Source organism: Sulfitobacter sp. G21635-S1 (assembly GCF_027213915.1).
GTDB lineage: Bacteria > Pseudomonadota > Alphaproteobacteria > Rhodobacterales > Rhodobacteraceae > Sulfitobacter.
On record NZ_JAPWGV010000005.1, the window covers coordinates 125,342 to 143,022 of the forward strand.

The window sequence follows — 17,681 nt, forward strand, 5'->3', positions numbered from 1 at the left end:
GTCCCTTGTTCGCATCGTGACCAGGCTCCATATAGGGTCCAAAGATTGAGGCAGGCCGCAGAAAATGAACTTGAAATCCTTTGTCGAAGCACCGCGTTTCAGCAGTTTCATCATGGGGGTCATCATCTTCAACGCGATCCTGCTGGGGTTGGAAACCTCACAGGTTGCGATGGCCCATGCAGGCGGGCTGATCGTGTTGCTGGACAAGCTCTGCCTGGCGGTCTTCGTCGTCGAACTGCTGCTGAAACTCGTCGTTCACCGCTTCCGGTTTTTCCGTGATGGCTGGAACATCTTCGATTTCGTGATTGTCGGTGTCTCGCTGGTTCCGGCGGCGCAGGGTTTCAGCGCGCTGCGGGCCCTGCGTATCCTGCGGGTGCTGCGGCTGGTCTCTGCCGCGCCGCGCCTGCGCCGGGTGGTCGAGGGGTTCATCACCGCCCTGCCGGGCATGGCATCCGTCTTTTCCCTGATGGCGCTGATCTTTTACATCGGTGCGGTCATCGCGACCAAGCTCTTTGCCTACAGCTTTCCCGAATGGTTCGGCACCCTGGGCCGATCCGGTTATTCCCTGTTCCAGATCATGACCCTGGAAAGCTGGTCCATGGGCATCGTCCGCCCGGTGATGGAGGTCTATCCGCTGGCATGGCTGTTCTTCATCCCCTTCATCATGGTGACGACATTCGCGGTGGTGAACCTGCTGGTCGGTCTGATCGTGAACTCCATGCAGGACGCCCACCACGAGGAAGAGAATGCCGAAACCGGTGCCTACCGGGACAGCGTAAACGAGCGCCTGATCGCGATCGAGGAACGCCTTGACCGGTTGCTGGAGCAGCAGAAGGCCAAGTAGCTGCTGCGCGGCCTCAGGCCCGCTGCACCCCGATCCGGGTCACGCCCAGAACATCCAGCACCTTGGCCTCGATCTGTTCGGCGTTCATGCCCGCAACCGCATACATGTCTGCCGGTGAGGCCTGGTCGATGAAGATGTCGGGCAAGACCATGGAGCGGTATTTCAGCCCCTTGTCAAAGACACCTTCCTCCGCCAGCAATTGCGCCACATGGCTGCCGAAACCACCCACGGCACCTTCCTCGATGGTGATCAGCGCTTCGTGATCCGCCGCCAGGGACAGGATCAGGTCGCGGTCCAGCGGTTTGGCGAAACGTGCGTCGGCGATGGTGGGGGTGATCCCCTTGGCCGCCAGCGCCTCGGCGGCTTTTTCGACCTCGGCCAGCCGGGTGCCGAAGGACAGCAGCGCCACGCGGTTGCCCTGCCGGATCATCCGGCCCTTGCCGATCTCAAGCGGTTTGCCGCGCTCCGGCATGTCCACGCCGTTGCCTTCGCCACGGGGAAAACGAAAGGCGATGGGCCCATCGTCATGGGCAGCCGCCGTGGCGACCATGTGTTTCAGCTCCGCCTCGTCCGCGGCGGCCATGACGACAAAGCCGGGCAGGTTGGCAAGGTAGGCCACATCGAATGCGCCCGCATGAGTCGCCCCGTCCGCCCCCACCAGACCCGCGCGGTCGATGGCAAAGCGGACCGGCAGGCGCTGGATCGCCACGTCATGCACCACCTGATCGTACCCGCGTTGCAGGAAGGTCGAATACATCGTGCAGAAGGGCCGCATCCCGCCGGCAGCAAGCGCGGCAGAAAAGGTTACCCCATGCTGTTCGGCGATGCCCACGTCAAAGCAGCGCGACGGATAGCGTTCGGCGAAAAGGTTCAGCCCGGTGCCATCCGGCATCGCAGCGGTCACGGCGCAGATCTTGTCGTCCTCTGCCGCTTCCTCCAACAGGGTCTTGGCAAAGACCGAGGTATAGGAGGGCGCGTTGGAAGGTGCCTTTTTCTGTTCGCCGGTGACGACATTGAACCTGGACACGCCGTGCCCCTTGTCCCGCGCGTTTTCCGCAGGGGCGTATCCCTTGCCCTTCTTGGTCAGCACATGGATCAGGATCGGCCCCGTCGCCCGTGCCCTGACCGTGCGCAGCACCGGCAGCAACTGGTTCATGTCATGCCCGTCGATGGGGCCGAGATAGGAAAAGCCCAGCTGTTCGAACAGGGTGCCGCCCACAGCCATGCCCTTGAGCATGTCCTTGGCGCGTCTCGCGCCCTCACGGAACGGATAGGGCAGCAGGCTAACCGCGCCCTTGGCCGCCGCCTTGAAATCCTGGAACGGTTCTTCGGCATAAAGGCGGCTGAGATAGCTGGACATCGCGCCCACCGGCGGGGCGATGGACATCTCGTTGTCGTTGAGGATCACGATCAGGCGCTTTTTCAGGTGACCTGCGTTGTTCATCGCCTCATAGGCCATGCCGGCCGACATCGCCCCGTCGCCGATTACCGCAATCGCATCGCCCAGACCTTCGGGCACCACACCGCCCAGATCACGCGCCACGGCAAAGCCGAGCGCCGCGCTGATCGAGGTCGAACTATGCGCCGCGCCAAAGGGGTCATAGGGAGATTCGCTGCGCTTGGTGAACCCGCTCAGCCCGTCCTTTTGCCGCAGGGTGCGGATGCGGTCGCGCCGCTCCGTCAGGATCTTGTGCGGATAGCACTGGTGGCCCACGTCCCAGATGATCTTGTCACGGGGGGTGTCAAAGACCGCGTGCAAAGCGACCGTCAGTTCAACCACGCCCAGCCCGGCGCCCAGGTGTCCGCCCGTTTCGGAGACGGCAGAGACGGTCTCGGCCCGGACCTCGCGGGCAAGCTGAATGAGCTGGGTATCGGTCAGCCCGTGCATGTCAGCCGGGCGCTTGATCTTGTCCAGCAGCGGTGTGGCGGGTTGGTCAGGCATGTCTGCCCCCTCTGTCAATTCCTGCGGGTGACGGCAAAACGCGCGGCGTCCCGCAGCGTCTCGGCGTCTTTGCCATAAACGTCAAGCGCATCACAGGCTGATTGCACCAGATCCTGGGCACGCTGTCTGGCTTCTTCAAGGCCCAGCAGGGACACGAATGTGGCCTTGCCTGCCCTGGCATCCTTGCCGGTGGCCTTGCCGACGGTAGCGGCATCGCCCTCGATGTCCAGAATGTCATCTGCGATCTGAAAGGCAAGGCCAAGCGCACCGGAATAGGCCGCCAGCGGTGCGGCATCTGCGCCCGCCATCCGCGGCCCGGCCATTGCGGACCAGCCGAACAGCGCGCCGGTCTTGCCCTGCTGCAAGGCGGTGATCTGATCAAGCGTGAGCGGAGACAGGGCTGTTTCCGCCGCGATATCCAGTGCCTGGCCCAGCACCATGCCCCGCGCGCCGGCAGCCTGGGCGAGGGTGCGCGCCAGTGTCATGCGGGCGCTGTCATTGCCCGCATCGGGATGGGTGACCAGTTCGAAGGCCAGGGATTGCAGCGCATCACCGGCCAGAACGGCTGTCGCCTCATTCCAGGCGACATGCACCGTCGGCGCGCCGCGCCGCAGATCATCGTCATCCATGCAGGGCAGATCGTCATGTACCAGACTATAGGCATGCAGCGCTTCGATCGCAGTGGCAGGCCAGATTGCTTGCTCGGGGGGGATCCCGTGCAGCCGGGCCGATTCCAGCACCAGAAATCCGCGCAAGCATTTGCCGCCACGGGTGGCATGACCCATCGCCTGGACAAAAGGCAGATCGTCAAATGACCCCAACACCCGCTCAAAGTGCTGTGCCACGGCATCCGCCGCCTCGGAGAGCCTGCTTTGGAACACCGCTGCTACAGGCCTTCGACCGCCTTGACACCGGTGGGGTTGCCATCGCCATCCAGCGTGATTGCGGCAACCTTTTCCTCGGCTTCTTTCAGCTTTGCCTCGCAGCGGGCTTTCAGGGCGGCGCCGCGCTCATAGAGCGCGATACTCTCGTCCAGCGCGACATCGCCACGCTCCAGTTGGCCCAGGACCTTCTCCAACTCCGCCATGGCGGTTTCAAAACTCATTTCTTCAACGGGTGTGTCGGACATCGGAGCCTCACTGATCATAGGTTGCGGCACAATAGCGATGATCGCCGATGGCTGCCAGCCATGCCCCCGCTTCTTTTTGGCAAAAATATTCCGGGGGCACACAGCCCCGGCGGTTGCAACAAGTGCGTCAGTCAGGGGCCAGCATGTAGCCCGCGCCGCGCACTGTCTGCAGGTATTGCGGCTGCTTGGGGTTCACCTCGATCTTGCGCCGCAGCCGGGTGATCTGCACATCCACCGCGCGTTCCTGGGCCTGACCCCGGTCACGGCCCAGTTCCTCGACCAGGCGTGCACGGCTCATCGGTTCGCCGGGCTGAGCGGCAAATATCCGCATCAGCTGCACCTCGGTCGCCGTCAGCCGGACCAGCTCGTCGCCCTGCCACAGCTCGCCGCGCTCCATGTCGTAGCGGTTGTGGCCCAGCGACAGAACCTTGGGCGCGGTATCCTCCGGCCGGGTCTCGGGCATCCGGCGCAGGATCGCGTTGATCCGCAGCAGCAGTTCCTTCGGCTCGAACGGCTTGGCGAGGTAATCATCCGCCCCCGCCTCCAGCCCTTCGATCCGGTTCCCGGTCTCGCCCTTGGCCGTCAGCAGCAAGATCGGGGTCTGCCGGGTTTCGCGCAGCGAGGCGGTCAGGGTCAGACCGTCTTCGCCGGGCATCATCACGTCCAGCACGATCAGGTCGAAATCCAGCCCCGACAGGATGCGCCGCGCATGGGCGGCGTCCCGTGCGGCGGTCACCAGGAATCCGTGCCGCATCAGGAATTTCTTCAGCAGGGTGCGAATGCGTTCATCGTCATCGACGATCAGCAGATGGGCGTCCATGGCGGTCATCCCCCGGTCTCGCGCAGCCGCGCATAGCTTGCACGCATCTCTGGGTCCATCATCGCCTCCAACACCTTGCGGAACCCTGCGACCGCTTCTGGCCCCGCTTCCCTGAAGGCAGCCCGCAACCGGGCGCGCTGCGCATCGGACAACTGCCGTTCCAGGGCCTTGCCTGCGTCGGTCAGGTGCAGATGGCGTTCACGTTTATCGTTCCGTCCTACCTTGCTTTCCACCAGACCATCCGCGATCAGGGTCCGCAACACACGGTTCAGTGACTGTTTCGTAACGCCAAGGATGTTCAGCAGGTTGTTCACCGTGGTGCCCGGCGCCCGGTTGATGAAGTGGATCGCCCGGTGATGCGCCCGGCCATAGGCCAGATCCATCAGAATTCGGTCGGGATCGGCGGTAAAGCCGCGATAGGCGAAGAACATCGCCTCGCTCCCCTGGCGCAGTTGTTCGTCCGTCAGAAACAGCAGGTTCTCGCCACCGATCCCTGTTGGGGCGCGTCCGTCCGCCATGATGTACCTCTTTGCCTTTGAGGGGGCATATTACGTCAGCCTTGTTGACACTCCAAGAGCGAAACGATAGTCATCCACAACTTTCACGACATAAAGTGTCCGACGCGGGCCTTGTCGCGCAACATTATTCAATCAAGGGGTGAAAAAATGGTAGGTGCCTATGATGACCGGGATGGTCACATCTGGATGGATGGCAAGATGGTCGATTGGCGCCAGGCCAATGTGCATATCCTGACCCATGCGATGCATTATGCCTCTTCCGTCTTCGAGGGGGAGCGTGCTTATGGCGGCAAGATCTTCAAGAGCCGCGCCCATTCGGAGCGTTTGAAACGCTCTGCCGAGATGATTGATTTCGAAATCCCGTACTCCGTGGACGAGATCGAGGCCGCCAAGGCCGAGGTTCTGAAAGTATCCGGTCTGACGGATGCCTATGTCCGTGCGGTGGCCTGGCGCGGCGCGGGCGACGACATGGGGGTCGCTTCGGCCCGCAACCCTGTCCGGCTGGCGATTGCTGCCTGGGAATGGGGCGCCTATTACGGCGACGCCAAGATGAAGGGCGCAAAGCTCGATATCTCCAAATGGAAACGCCCCAGCCCCGAGACGATCCCCGTCCATGCCAAGGCGGCGGGCCTTTACATGATCTGCACCATGTCCAAACACGCGGCTGAGGCCAAAGGATGCTCCGACGCCTTGTTCATGGATTATCGGGGCTACGTGGCCGAGGCGACAGGTGCCAACATCTTTTTCGTCAAGGACGGCGAGGTGCATACGCCTGATGCGGATTGCTTCCTTAACGGGATCACGCGCCAGACGGTGATCGGAATGCTCAAGGACAAGGGCATTGCGGTGCATGAGCGCCATATCATGCCGGAAGAGCTGGAAGGCTTCGAACAATGCTGGCTGACCGGCACGGCAGCCGAAGTGACCCCGGTAGGCCAGATTGGCGATTATACCTTTGAGGTCGGCGCGATGACCCGCGATATCGCGGAAAGCTACGAAAAGCTGGTCCGCAGCTGAGATAGCCCAAAGCAGAGGCGGGACCCCGGGGTCCCGCCCAGAGGTTCAGTACAGCGCGACAGGATTGACCATTGCCTGCACCGTTCCCTTGATCCGGGGCTGGCCCAGCACAAACATGAACTCGTTCACCCCATCACGCAGCAGCGGGCCGACATTCATGGTTTCCAGAATATAGATCCCGTTGTCCTTGAGCAGGGTGACATGGCCGTAGAACACCTTGTCTCCTTCTGCGGCGGGGATCGCGTCCAGCCCCCAGGTGTCCGCGCCCACCGCCATCAGGTTGAGCGAGGCGAGATAGACCGCGCCTTCGTTGGTCAGGCCGGGTTCGGCGCTGCCCCATAGCATCGGGTCGCTTTCCAGCATCCCTTCGGTCCAGCCGGTGTGAAACAGGATGATGTCACCCTCACCCATGGTGACACCCTGTGCCTCGGCGGCGGCCTTGATTTCTGTCGATCCGAAGTGTTCCCCGGCTTCCATGACCTCCTTGCCGAGGTGTTTCGCCATGTCGATGATCACGGCCCGCCCGACCAGTGGCGGCACGTCATGGGTGCCCAGTTTGGTCAGGCCGGTGATGGCGGAAATCTCCTTTTCGTCGAGGCAGTTGTAGTAATGCCCGCCTTCGCCCAGATGCCCCAGCCCGTCCAGTTGCGAGCCGATGCCGATCCAGGTTTGCAGGATATCGTCGTTGTAGTTGCCCTCGTAGCCGAAGCTGGTCAGCTTCTGCCCGCCCTGCTGGTTGGGTTGCACCACCTGCAGGTTCAGCGACCGGGGCGGAAAGGCCGGCGTGTCCGGGCCGATGGTGATGCCCAGCGGCATGGATTTGCCCTGTTTGATCAGTTTGGCCGCCTCCAGCGTGCGTTCCGGCGTCACCAGGTTGGCGGAACCGATCGTGTCATCCGCACCCCATTTCGAAGGCGCGCAATCCTGCGCGAAACTCGCAGTCGCCCCCAGCACCAGCGCGGCCAGTGTCACGGTCATCATTCTTGTCATGGTTTCCTCCCTAGGATTAGGGGCCTTTGGCGAGATTCGCCCGGGCCCTGTGCAAAGGTTACACGAAATTTCCCCAATCACGGGAATCCCCGGCGAATTGGCCCGGGCTGAAACTGGCAGGTGCAGGGCGGTTACCCGCAGGGACTCCGGTGGGAACGGATGTGTCGGTTGCTGTCATGAAACCTTGAAAAACTTGTCACGAAACTGTCGGCAGACCGTTACGCGACTGCGGTTTGAGTGGCGCAGAATTCATCCAGACAGGGAAAACCCATCCATGACCAGACTCCTGCGCCCCACCCGCCGCTCCGTGCTGGCGGGGTCCGCCGCCTTTGCCGCAACGCTTGCAATGCCCGCAATCAGCCGCGCGTCCTCCCGGCCCGTATTCACCCATGGCGTTCAGTCAGGGGATGTGGACACGAATTCCGGCATGATCTGGACCCGCACCGACCGCCCCTCGCGGGTGATGGTCGAGGTTTCGACCACGGAGAGCTTTGCCAATGCACGTCAGCTGCCCAGCATGGACGCGGTGCCGGGGCATGACATGGCGGTCAAGCGGTTGCTGCAGGACTTGCCGAGCGACCAGGATATCTTTTACCGGTTCACCGCCGCCGATCTGACCGACCTCAACGTGACCTCCGAACCCCTGGTGGGGCGGTTCCGCACCGCGCCGACCGCACGCCGTGATGTGCGTTTTGCCTGGTCGGGCGACACGGCCGGTCAGGGCTGGGGCATCGACGCGGATGGCATGCGCACCTATGCGACGATGGCGCGCCATACGCCTGATTTCTTCCTGCATTCCGGCGACACGATCTATGCCGATGGCCCGATGCAGGACGAGGTCGACCTGCCTGACGGTGGTAAGTGGAAGAACGTGGTTCTGCCCGATGAAAAGCGCAAGGTTGCCGAAACGCTGGACGAATATCGCGGCCAGTGGAAATACAACATGCTGGACGAACATGTGCGCGCACTGAACGCGCAGGTGCCGACCTTCATGCAGTGGGACGACCATGAGGTCGTCAACAACTGGTCGGCGTCCAAGGACCTGACCGCCGATGACCGCTATACCGAGAAATCCGTGCATGTCCTGGCCGCCCGTGCCGCCCAGGCGTTCCACGAGATGACGCCGCTGCGGATCACCCCGGCAGAGCCGAACCGCGTTTACCGCAAGATCAACTATGGTCCGATGCTCGACGTGTTCTTTCTGGACCTGCGCAGCTACCGTGGCCCGAACGGCGCATCGCAGGAAAGCGAGATCAACGCGGACAGCACGATCCTGGGTTCCGAACAGATGGCATGGCTCAAGCGGGAACTGACCAATTCCACCGCCACCTGGAAGGTGATCGCCTGCGACATGCCGATTGGTCTGGTTGTACCCGATGGCGAAAAGATCGAAGGCGTGGCCAACAAGAACGACGGCGCACCGGGCGGTCGCGAGCTGGAAATCGCGGAACTGCTGCGCTTCATCAAGAACGCGCGGGTGCAGAACACCGTCTGGTTCACCGCTGACGTGCATTACACTGCGGCGCATTACTACAACCCCGACAAAGCACAGTTCCAGGACTTTGAACCGTTCTGGGAATTCGTCTCGGGGCCGCTGCATGCGGGCACGTTCGGGCCGAATGCGCTGGACGCGACCTTCGGGCCGGAGCTGAAGTTCGTGAAAGCCCCCGCAGAGGGTCAGGTGAACCTGCCGCCCAGCGCCGGCTTGCAGTTCTTTGGCCTCGTGGACATTGACGCGCAGACCCAGCAGATGACGGTGCGTCTGATGGACCGCGCAGACACCGAGCTTTACTCGGTCACGCTCGACCCCAAGGGCGCGTCGATCTGAGTATTCGATCCGAGATACCAGATGGGGCGGGCCGGTTTGGCCTGCCCTATTTGCGCAGCGCAGGCAGGCCGACGCCCGTGCTTTCGAAACCGCCGTCAGAGGCGATGACCTGCCCGGTGACATAGCTGGCCTTCTCCGAGCACAGGAATACGATGACTTCGGCGATCTCGCGCTCCGTGCCGTAGCGGTTCAGCGGAATCGCGTCATGGTAGGCGTCGATGATGTCCTGGGTATGCACGGCCATCGCCAGTTTGGTGCGCACCGGGCCCGGACAGACGCAATTGGCGCGGATGCCGTATTCACCCAGTTCCGCCGCCTGCTGTTTGGTCAGCTGGATCACCGCGGCCTTGGAGGTGCCATAGGCGACCCGAAGGGTAGAGGCGCGCAACCCCGAGATCGACGCGATGTTGACCAGGGCGCCCTTTGTCTCCTTCAGCGCCGGGGCGACCGCCTGCGACATCAGGAAAACACCGTCTAGATTGGTTTCCATCACCCGGCGCCACCGGGCGAAATCGGTCTGTTCGATCGGGCCGAAATCGGCCACGCCCGCGTTGTTCACCAGCGCGTCGATCCGCCCGAAACGCGACAGCACATCCGCGACGGTCCGGTCCACGGCGCCAGGGTCCGACACGTCGCAGACAAAGGCGCTGGCCGCCTGTCCAAGGTCGGCGGCTGCCTTTTGCAATGCGTCCGCATCGCGGTCCAATGCCGCGACCAGCCAGCCCTCTTCGATGAAGAGCCTTGCGGTGGCCAGCCCGATTCCCCGTGCAGCGCCGGTAACCAGCGCAACCTTCTGGGCCTTGCTCTGCTTTGCGGGCATCAGAAATCGACGCCCTTCTGCGCCTTGATCCCAGCCTTGAAGGGGTGTTTCACCTCGGTCATTTCGGTGACCAGATCGGCATATTCGCACAGCTCCGGCTTGGCGTCGCGCCCGGTCAGGATCACGCCGGTGCGCTTGTCGCGCGCCTCCAGCCCTGCGATGACCTGTTCGACCGACAGGTAATCATAACGCATGGCGATGTTGATCTCGTCCAGCACAACCAGATCGTAATCGCCGCTTTCCATCATCTCGCGCGCCTTGGCAAAGGCGGCCTGAGCGGCGGCGATGTCGCGTTCCTTGTCCTGCGTATCCCAGGTGAAGCCTTCGCCCATGGTGTGCCAGTCGACGCCGCCCAAACGGTCAAAGAACAGCCGCTCGCCGGTTTTCCACTTGCCCTTGATGAACTGGACAACACCAACGCGCTGTTTCCAGCCCAGCGCCCGCAGGACCACGCCGAAGGCGGAAGACGACTTGCCCTTGCCCGCGCCGGTATGGACCAGCACCAGACCCATTTCCGGGTCCTGCAGCTCGGCCACCTTCTTGCGCTGTTCGGTCTGACGCTCCTGCATCTTTTCCTTGTGGGACTGGTCGGTCATGGCACTCTCCTTTTACGGGGTCAGGACTTGGGGTCGGACACGGCGCGCACCTTGCTGCGGTCCATGCCGAGCTGGTGTTCGCGCCAGATGACGAGGACACCGGCGCAGATCACCAGCGCGGCCCCCGCCAGCATCATGATCGTGGGCAGTTCGCCAAAGATGACATAGCCCAGAACAATTGCGAAAAGCATCGAGGTATAATCATAGGGTGCCAGCATCGACACCGATCCAAAGCGGTAGGACGAGGTGACGAGGATCTGGGCAACACCGCCCACCAGCCCTGCCATCACCAGCAGCGCTGCAGTCTGGCCGGTCGGGACCACCCAGCCAAAGGGCATGGTGAGCAGCGACAGCACGGTTGCGGTGGCGGAAAAGTAGAAGACGATGGCAGCGGTATGTTCGTTCTGCACCAGCTGGCGCAGATGCACCTGTACGAGGCTGCGCATCATCGTGGCACCGAGGATCAGCATGGCGCCGATGGTGGCCATATGGTCGAGCTGTGAACTGCCAAAGCGGGGCCACAGGATGATGACCACCCCAATCAATCCCACCGCCACGGCGCTGATGCGCAGCAGGCGAATGCGTTCGCCCAGCATCACGGCGGCCAGCACCACGGTGAAGATCGGCGTGGCGAAACCGATGGCGGTGACTTCGGGCAGGGGCAGCAGGCCGAGCCCGGCAAAGGTCAGGCCCATTGCGGTGGTCCCGAACAGCCCGCGCCAGACGTGGCCCATGGGGTTCCTGGCCTTGAGCCCGATCTTCAACTGTCCGCGTTGGGCCAGCCAGATCAGTATGATCGGGATCGCAAAGAGCGAGCGGAAAAAGACCTGCTCACCCGGCGGGATCTCGTCCGAGGTGGACTTGATGATCGCCGACATGCAGGTGAACAGAAAGATTGCGGTGATCTTGAGTGCAACCCCGAGCGCGGGTCTTTCGGAAAAATCTTCTACCTTCATGAATGGCTCATGCGTCCGGGCCGATGGTGCCGCGGTTCTCGCCCACCTGTCCCCGGTGCAGCAGCATGTGGTCAAGCAGTACACAGGCCATCATCGCCTCGCCCACCGGAACCGCCCGGATGCCGACACAGGGGTCGTGGCGGCCCTTGGTGATGATCTCGGTTTCCTCGCCGGTCTTGGTGATGGTCTTGCGCGTCGTCAGGATGCTGGAGGTCGGTTTCACCGCGAAACGCACCACGATGTCCTGCCCGGTGCTGATCCCGCCGAGGATGCCACCCGCGTGGTTGGAAGAATATCTCGGCTCCGCCCGTTTCACGATCGGCAGGCCGCCATTTGCGATCATGCGTTTGTTCAGCGCCTTGCGCGTGACCTGAAGCGTCATGCCGCCCTCGGCCTCGGTGAAATGGAACAGATCCTTCACCTTGAACCAGCGTTCCTTGTCGTTCTCGTTCTGAGGTCGGATGATATATGTTCCCGTGGCGTCCAGTCTGGCACCTTTGAAAAAGATCTCGACGATGTCTTCGGATGCAGGGGGTGCAAATATCTCATCCGCGTTCAGCTCGCCGGTCAGCATCGCCGCCGACATGCCCTCGCCGATCTCCACGCCTTTGACCGCGTTGATGCTCATCATCGCGGCGGCCAGGTCGGTATCCAGCTTGCCATAGACCGGCGCACCAAGGCCCGCTGGTACGCCACGCGCCACGACCTCTATTATCGCGCCGACGCTGCTGCCCGATTTGCGCAGACCGTCGAGGTATTCCGCCCAATCGGTTGCGGCCCTGGCGTCGGGCACCCAGAAGGGGTTTTGTTCGATCTGGTTCCAGTCAAAGGCATCGCGGTCGATCTTGTGCGGGCCCATCTGCACCATGTAGCCGGTGATTTGCACCTGGGGCGCAATTGCCTTGATCGCCTCGCGGGCCAGCCCGCCCGCCGCAACCCGGCTCGCGGTTTCGCGGGCAGAGGACCGGCCACCGCCGCGATAGTCGCGCACGCCGTATTTCTGGAAATAGGTGATGTCGGCATGGCCCGGGCGGAACTTGTCCTTGATGTCGCCATAATCCTTTGACCGCTGGTCGGTATTCTCGATCATCAGCTGCACGGGTGTGCCGGTCGTGACGCCTTCGAACACGCCGGACAGGATGCGGACCTCGTCCGCCTCGCGGCGCTGGGTGGTGTATTTGTTCTGGCCCGGTTTCCGTTTGTCCAGCCAGTGCTGGATCATCGCCGCATCCACCGGCACGCCGGGGGGGCAGCCGTCAACCGTGGCGCCAAGCGCGGGCCCGTGGCTTTCGCCCCATGTGGTGACACGAAAAAGGTGGCCAAAGCTGTTGATCGACATAGGGACGCTCCTTTGCTGACCCTGTTACCGGGCGTGCAAAGGGGCCTCAAGGGATTTCGCCTTGCAAGTCGGGTAAGAGCGTCCTAGCTCTTGATGCACCTCGGGGGGCCCAATCGGGCTGAGATTGCGCAAGCTGACCCGTTGAACCTGAACCGGTTAACACCGGCGGAGGGAAGGTCTGGACATCCATCCAACGCTTTCTGACGCCGCATGATGGAGGATGCCATGAGACATCTCACTTTTGCTGCTTTAGCGACACTTGCCGCAACCGCCGCGCAGGCCGAGACGCCTGTGCTGACAGTCTATGCCGGCGATTATTTCACATCCGAATGGGGCCCCGGCCCGGTCATCGAGGCGGAATTTGAAAAGGTCTGCGATTGCGATCTGCAATTCTCGACCGGCGATCTGCTGCCGCGCCTGCTGCTGGAGGGCAAGCGGACCAAGGCAGATGTGGTGATCGGCCTGACCTCGGACGTGACGGCCAAGGCGCGGGCAACCGGGCTTTTTGCGCCGCACGGTCAGGACAACAGCGCGCTGACGCTGCCGATCGAATGGACGGATGACGTGTTCCTGCCCTTCAACTACGGGCATACCGCCTTTGTCTTTGATGACACGCGGATGGAAAACCCGCCCGCGACCTTCGACGATCTGCTGAACATGCCTGATGACGTCAAGATCGTGATCCAGGACCCGCGCACATCCATTTCCGGCCTCGCGCTGGTGCTGTGGGTCGAGGCGGTCTTTGGCGACAAGGCGCAGGAAGCCTGGGGCAAGCTGGCACCGAAAATCCTGACGGTGACGAAGGATTGGTCAACCTCCTACGGGATGTTCACCGATGGTGAGGCGGACATGGTGCTGAGCTATACCACTTCGCCCGCTTATCACATGTTTGCCGAGGAAGACTTTACCAAACATGCCGCGCTCTTTCCGGAGGGGCATTATTTCATGGTCGAAACCTTGGCCAAGGTGGCAGATACCGATGTGCCGGAACTGGCGGATCAGTTCATGGGCTTCGTGATGTCCGAAACCTTCCAGAAACTGATCCCGGCCGCCAACTGGTCGCTGCCCTCGGCCCTGCCGCAGAGCCAGTGGCCCGACGGCTGGGCCAAGCTGGATCTGCCGGAAAAAGTGCTGTTCTACGATGAGACCGAAGCAGCCGCCGTGCAGGAGAAAGCGATCGAGGCATGGCGCAGCGCGCTGACCCAGTAACGCGCATTGCGGGCATGACCGCCGCCGGTTTGACGGTGGCGGTTGTGCTGGCGGCCTGTGTCGGGATTGTCTCGCGTGCCGAACCGGGGGGATTTGGCCCCGGCGACGGTGCAGCGATCCGGTTCACGGTCATGCAAGCGCTGCTGTCGGCCGGGTTTTCCGTTGTGCTGGCGGTGCCGCTTGCGCGGGCACTGGCGCGGCGGCAGTTCTTCGGGCATGGCTTGTTGGTGATGCTGCTGGGGGTGCCCTTTATCCTGCCGGTGATTGTCGCCGTGATCGGCTTGCTGGCGGTGTTTGGCCGGAATGGCATGCTGAATACCGTGCTTGGCACCATGGGCCTGCCGGAACTGTCGATCTATGGGTTGCACGGTGTGGTGCTGGCGCATGTCTTTTTCAACCTGCCCCTCGCCACGCGGTTGCTGCTGCAGGGGTGGCAATCCATCCCGGCAGAGCGATTCCGGCTGGTGGCGCAGCTTGATCTGAGCCCCCGCGCCGTGGCGCGAACGCTGGAACGGCCGCTGCTGCGCCAGGTCGTGCCGGGGGCCTTTGCGCTGATCTTTGTCATCTGCCTGACCAGTTTTGCCGTGGCGCTGACCCTGGGCGGGGGGCCAAGGTCCACAACCATCGAACTCGCCATCTATCAGACCTTTCGCTACGATTTCGATCTGACGCGCGCGGCGTTGCTGTCGCTGGTTCAGCTGGTTGTTGCCGGCAGCGCGGCGATGGTGGCGCTGTGGTTTATCCCTTCGGTGGGCATTGGCGGCGGGCTGGACCGGGTACCGCGCCGGTGGGATGCGCGCGGCGGCATCCAGCGCTGGGGCGATGTTGCATTGATCCTGCTGGGGGCGGCCTTTCTGCTGCTGCCACTGGGGGCAGTTGTGCTGAGGGGCGTTGCCGGGCTGCCGATGATGCCGGCTTCGGTCTGGCAGGCGGCGGGGGCGTCACTGGGCGTGGCCATGCTGAGCATCGTGGTTTTGCTGGCGCTGGCACTGCCCATGGCGGGCTGGATCGCCGGCAGGGCGTCGGGTGGGGTGGAAGCCATCGGCCTGTTTGGCCTGTCCGCCTCGCCGCTGATGATCGGGACGGGGTGGTTCATCCTGCTTAACCCGGTGGTGGACCCGGTGGCATTGGCGCTGCCGGTGACGGCGCTGGTGAATGCACTGATGGCCTTGCCCTTTGCGCTGCGGATCCTGGTGCCGCGCCTGCGGGACACGTTGCGTGAATACGGCCGGTTGAGTGCTTCGCTGCAGATGCGTGGCTGGTCGCTCTGGCGTTGGGTGATCCTGCCGCGCCTGCGGCCTCAGGTCGGCTTTGCGGCGGGGCTGACGGGGGCGCTGTCGATCGGGGATCTGGGCGTGATTGCGCTTTTTGCCGATCCGGACCGTGCCACCTTGCCATTGCAGATGTACCGGCTGATGGGGTCCTACCAGATGCAGGCGGCTGCCGGCGCGGCGGTGCTGCTGCTGGTCATGGCGCTGGGCGTGTTCTGGATTTGCGACAGGGGAGGGCGCTGGCATGCTGCGGATTGAGAAAGCGGAAATCACGCTGGGCAGTTTTCGGTTGTCCGCTGACATGACGCTTGAACAGGGTCGGAAATATGCGGTGATCGGCCCTTCGGGCGCGGGAAAATCGACGCTGCTGGGGGCGCTGGGCGGGTTCGTGCCGCTGACGGCAGGGCGGTTGATCTGGCAGGGGCAGGACATCACGCAAGCGGCCCCGGGCGCACGGCCCATGACGATGTTGTTTCAGGACAACAACCTGTTTCCGCACCTGAGCGTGACGCAGAATGTCGGATTGGGGATCAACCCCGATATGCGGCTGAGCGCGGAGGACCGCAGCCGGGTGACGCAGGCGCTGGAACGGGTGGGGCTGAGCGCATATGCGGACAAGCGGCCCGGCGCGCTGTCCGGCGGGCAGCAGGGCCGTGTGGCGCTGGCGCGCGTGCTGGTGCAGGCACGGCCGCTTTTGTTGCTGGACGAACCCTTTGCTGCCTTGGGACCGGCGCTGCGCAACGAGATGCTGGATCTGGTGCAGGACCTTGTGGCGGAAACGGGGGCGGCACTGATCATGGTGACCCATGCGCCCGATGATGTGCGCCGGATCGCGGATGAGGTGATCTTTGTCGCGGGCGGCGTGGCGGAGGCACCGCAACCGGCGGCGGCGTTGATGGACAACCCGCCGCCGGAACTGAGGGATTACCTGGGCTGAAGGTGCCGGAATTTTCGAAAATTCCGGTCCGATCTTTTCAAAAAGATCGGATTACGCCGGGATCGGTTCCAGGGCCTCAAGCATGCCCAGTGCCGCTTTGGCGGCTTCTTTCCCCTTGAGCACGAAGTGGTCCCGATAGATGGCATTGTGATGTGCGGTTTCCTGATACTGGTGCGGAGTCAGGGACACGGACAGCACGGGCACACCGGTTTCAAGCCCCACGCGCATCAGCCCGTCAACCACCGCAGCGGCGACAAAGTCGTGCCGGTAGATGCCGCCATCCACGACGAAGGCGGCACAGGCGATGGCGGCATAGCGGTCCTGCCGGGCCAGTTTCTGCGCCATGAGCGGCATTTCGAACGCGCCGGGCACGTCGAAGACATCGACCCGGTCGGCGGGAATGATTTCGGTAAAGCCGTCAAGCGCGCGGTCCACAATATCGGCGTGCCACGCAGCTTTGACAAAGGCGAAGCGGGCGGGGCGTTGATAGCCAAGTGTCATATGTGATCTCCTTCTGGTCCAGACACGTCCACCCAAGGCGATCACGACAACAACAGGGGCTGGTGGCCCCCCTTGCCTTCGCATTCTCTTCCATCCGGACTGTGACCGTCGGCTCTGGACTTTGACCAGATCTGCTGACCCGGTGCCGCCCGAAGGTGGCACCGGCGCTCGCGGGCTCGGGATTGCTCCCCTACCGCCGGTGGGGAATTTCACCCCGCCCTGAGAATAGGCTTATGTTGCCAAGCCGCAGAATTGTCTACAAGTAGGAATCGTTGCGTGACGAAGGGGAATACGATGCATCCGAACCCGGTTTTCCATGATGCCGATACCGACCGGAATATCGCCTTTGCGCGGGACAGGGGATTTGGTGTTCTGGCGGCGCAGGGGGCAGCTGCCCCGATGCTCAGCCACGTGCCCTTTCTGATCAGCGAGGATGGCGCGCTGGTTGAGCTGCATCTGGTGCGTTCGAACCCGATTGCCCGCGCGCTCAAGACCCCGCTTGACGTGACAATCGCCGTTTCCGGGTGCGATTCATATGTCTCGCCCGATTGGTATGGTGTGCCCGATCAGGTGCCGACGTGGAATTACGTCGCCGTCCATCTGACCGGAACGCTGGAGGTTCGGCCCGCCGGCGAGCTGCGCGATCTTCTGGACCGTCAGTCGGCAGCCTATGAAGAGCGTCTGCTTCCCAAGGCACCCTGGAAAACGGACAAGATGACGCCGGAGGTCATGGACAAGCTCATGCGGATGATCGTGCCGTGCCGGATGCGGATCACCGGCGTGGACGGCACCTGGAAACTGAGCCAGAACAAGCCCGATGCGGTGCGTGAGGCGGCGGCGGAGCATATGGCAGGCTATGGATTCGGCAGTGAGGTGGAGGTGCTGGCCGCGCAGATGCGGGCAGACCGCAACAAATAGCGCGCCGCAGGTCATTGCCTGTCACCACAGCGCCTGTGATACTGCC

General features: G+C 62.9%; 18 protein-coding genes and 2 riboswitches. Of the genes, 7 read left to right on the top strand and 11 right to left on the bottom strand.

Going from position 1 to position 17,681, the window contains the following annotated elements; genetic code table 11:
* Window positions 1-64 precede the first annotated feature (64 nt).
* On the top strand, window positions 65-844 hold the full coding sequence (locus tag O4H53_RS07455) for an ion transporter (protein WP_269362596.1): 780 nt from the start codon (window positions 65-67) through the stop codon (window positions 842-844).
* 13 nt (window positions 845-857) lie between these two features.
* Here the strand turns inward: O4H53_RS07455 and dxs are convergent, their stop codons facing one another.
* The 5 genes from dxs to O4H53_RS07480 form a co-directional block, all read right to left on the bottom strand.
* Complete coding sequence (gene dxs, locus O4H53_RS07460; RefSeq protein WP_269362598.1) at window positions 858-2,786, bottom strand: 1-deoxy-D-xylulose-5-phosphate synthase; 1,929 nt, start codon at window positions 2,784-2,786, stop codon at window positions 858-860.
* A 14-nt stretch (window positions 2,787-2,800) separates the two neighbouring features.
* A complete protein-coding gene (locus O4H53_RS07465; RefSeq protein WP_269362600.1) occupies window positions 2,801-3,667 on the bottom strand; it encodes a polyprenyl synthetase family protein in 867 nt (288 codons plus the stop codon).
* A gap of 5 nt (window positions 3,668-3,672) precedes the next feature.
* A complete protein-coding gene (locus O4H53_RS07470) occupies window positions 3,673-3,915 on the bottom strand; it encodes an exodeoxyribonuclease VII small subunit (protein WP_269362601.1) in 243 nt (80 codons plus the stop codon).
* Window positions 3,916-4,042: 127 nt separating this feature from the next.
* Window positions 4,043-4,744 (bottom strand): response regulator, encoded by a 702-nt coding sequence (locus tag O4H53_RS07475; RefSeq protein ID WP_269362602.1) that lies wholly within the window; start codon window positions 4,742-4,744, stop codon window positions 4,043-4,045.
* Window positions 4,741-5,253 (bottom strand): MarR family winged helix-turn-helix transcriptional regulator, encoded by a 513-nt coding sequence (locus tag O4H53_RS07480; protein ID WP_114273858.1) that lies wholly within the window; start codon window positions 5,251-5,253, stop codon window positions 4,741-4,743. The genes O4H53_RS07475 and O4H53_RS07480 overlap by 4 nt, the downstream gene beginning before the upstream one ends.
* A gap of 147 nt (window positions 5,254-5,400) precedes the next feature.
* Here O4H53_RS07480 and O4H53_RS07485 point away from each other — a divergent pair, with 147 nt between their 5' ends.
* Window positions 5,401-6,270, top strand: coding sequence for a branched-chain amino acid aminotransferase (locus O4H53_RS07485; RefSeq protein ID WP_114273857.1), 870 nt, complete (start codon window positions 5,401-5,403; stop codon window positions 6,268-6,270).
* Between the two features lie 45 nt (window positions 6,271-6,315).
* Here the strand turns inward: O4H53_RS07485 and O4H53_RS07490 are convergent, their stop codons facing one another.
* Window positions 6,316-7,260, bottom strand: coding sequence for a cyclase family protein (locus O4H53_RS07490; protein ID WP_269362605.1), 945 nt, complete (start codon window positions 7,258-7,260; stop codon window positions 6,316-6,318).
* 274 nt (window positions 7,261-7,534) lie between these two features.
* Between O4H53_RS07490 and O4H53_RS07495 the strand changes: the two genes are divergently transcribed.
* Complete coding sequence (locus O4H53_RS07495) at window positions 7,535-9,088, top strand: alkaline phosphatase D family protein (protein WP_269362606.1); 1,554 nt, start codon at window positions 7,535-7,537, stop codon at window positions 9,086-9,088.
* Window positions 9,089-9,134: 46 nt separating this feature from the next.
* Here O4H53_RS07495 and O4H53_RS07500 read toward each other — a convergent pair whose 3' ends face one another.
* From O4H53_RS07500 to aroC, 4 genes are read right to left on the bottom strand one after another with little or no spacing between them, the layout of a single operon-like run.
* Complete coding sequence (locus O4H53_RS07500; RefSeq protein WP_269362607.1) at window positions 9,135-9,908, bottom strand: SDR family NAD(P)-dependent oxidoreductase; 774 nt, start codon at window positions 9,906-9,908, stop codon at window positions 9,135-9,137.
* Window positions 9,908-10,504: a cob(I)yrinic acid a,c-diamide adenosyltransferase gene (gene cobO / locus O4H53_RS07505; protein WP_269362608.1), complete on the bottom strand. Its 597-nt coding sequence runs from the start codon at window positions 10,502-10,504 to the stop codon at window positions 9,908-9,910. The genes O4H53_RS07500 and cobO overlap by 1 nt, the downstream gene beginning before the upstream one ends.
* A gap of 20 nt (window positions 10,505-10,524) precedes the next feature.
* A complete protein-coding gene (locus O4H53_RS07510) occupies window positions 10,525-11,460 on the bottom strand; it encodes a DMT family transporter (protein ID WP_269362610.1) in 936 nt (311 codons plus the stop codon).
* Window positions 11,461-11,467: 7 nt separating this feature from the next.
* A complete protein-coding gene (gene aroC, locus O4H53_RS07515) occupies window positions 11,468-12,799 on the bottom strand; it encodes a chorismate synthase (RefSeq protein WP_269362611.1) in 1,332 nt (443 codons plus the stop codon).
* 91 nt (window positions 12,800-12,890) lie between these two features.
* A riboswitch (TPP riboswitch) is annotated at window positions 12,891-12,990 on the top strand.
* 34 nt (window positions 12,991-13,024) lie between these two features.
* Here aroC and O4H53_RS07520 point away from each other — a divergent pair.
* From O4H53_RS07520 to O4H53_RS07530, 3 genes are read left to right on the top strand one after another with little or no spacing between them, the layout of a single operon-like run.
* Window positions 13,025-14,008 carry a thiamine ABC transporter substrate-binding protein gene (locus O4H53_RS07520; protein ID WP_269362612.1) on the top strand — a complete coding sequence of 328 codons (984 nt, stop codon included), beginning with the start codon at window positions 13,025-13,027 and terminating at the stop codon, window positions 14,006-14,008.
* A complete protein-coding gene (locus O4H53_RS07525) occupies window positions 13,984-15,537 on the top strand; it encodes a thiamine/thiamine pyrophosphate ABC transporter permease ThiP (RefSeq protein ID WP_269362614.1) in 1,554 nt (517 codons plus the stop codon). The genes O4H53_RS07520 and O4H53_RS07525 overlap by 25 nt, the downstream gene beginning before the upstream one ends.
* Window positions 15,524-16,216, top strand: coding sequence for a thiamine ABC transporter ATP-binding protein (locus O4H53_RS07530; protein WP_269362615.1), 693 nt, complete (start codon window positions 15,524-15,526; stop codon window positions 16,214-16,216). Before O4H53_RS07525 ends, O4H53_RS07530 begins: the two co-directional genes overlap by 14 nt.
* 51 nt (window positions 16,217-16,267) lie before the next feature.
* Here O4H53_RS07530 and O4H53_RS07535 read toward each other — a convergent pair whose 3' ends face one another.
* Entirely contained in the window at window positions 16,268-16,717 is a 450-nt protein-coding gene (locus tag O4H53_RS07535; protein WP_269362616.1) for a 6,7-dimethyl-8-ribityllumazine synthase, read from the bottom strand.
* 78 nt (window positions 16,718-16,795) lie between these two features.
* A riboswitch (FMN riboswitch) is annotated at window positions 16,796-16,948 on the bottom strand.
* Window positions 16,949-17,011: 63 nt separating this feature from the next.
* Here O4H53_RS07535 and O4H53_RS07540 point away from each other — a divergent pair.
* Window positions 17,012-17,635 carry an FMN-binding negative transcriptional regulator gene (locus tag O4H53_RS07540; RefSeq protein WP_269362720.1) on the top strand — a complete coding sequence of 208 codons (624 nt, stop codon included), beginning with the start codon at window positions 17,012-17,014 and terminating at the stop codon, window positions 17,633-17,635.
* Window positions 17,636-17,681: the final 46 nt, after the last annotated feature.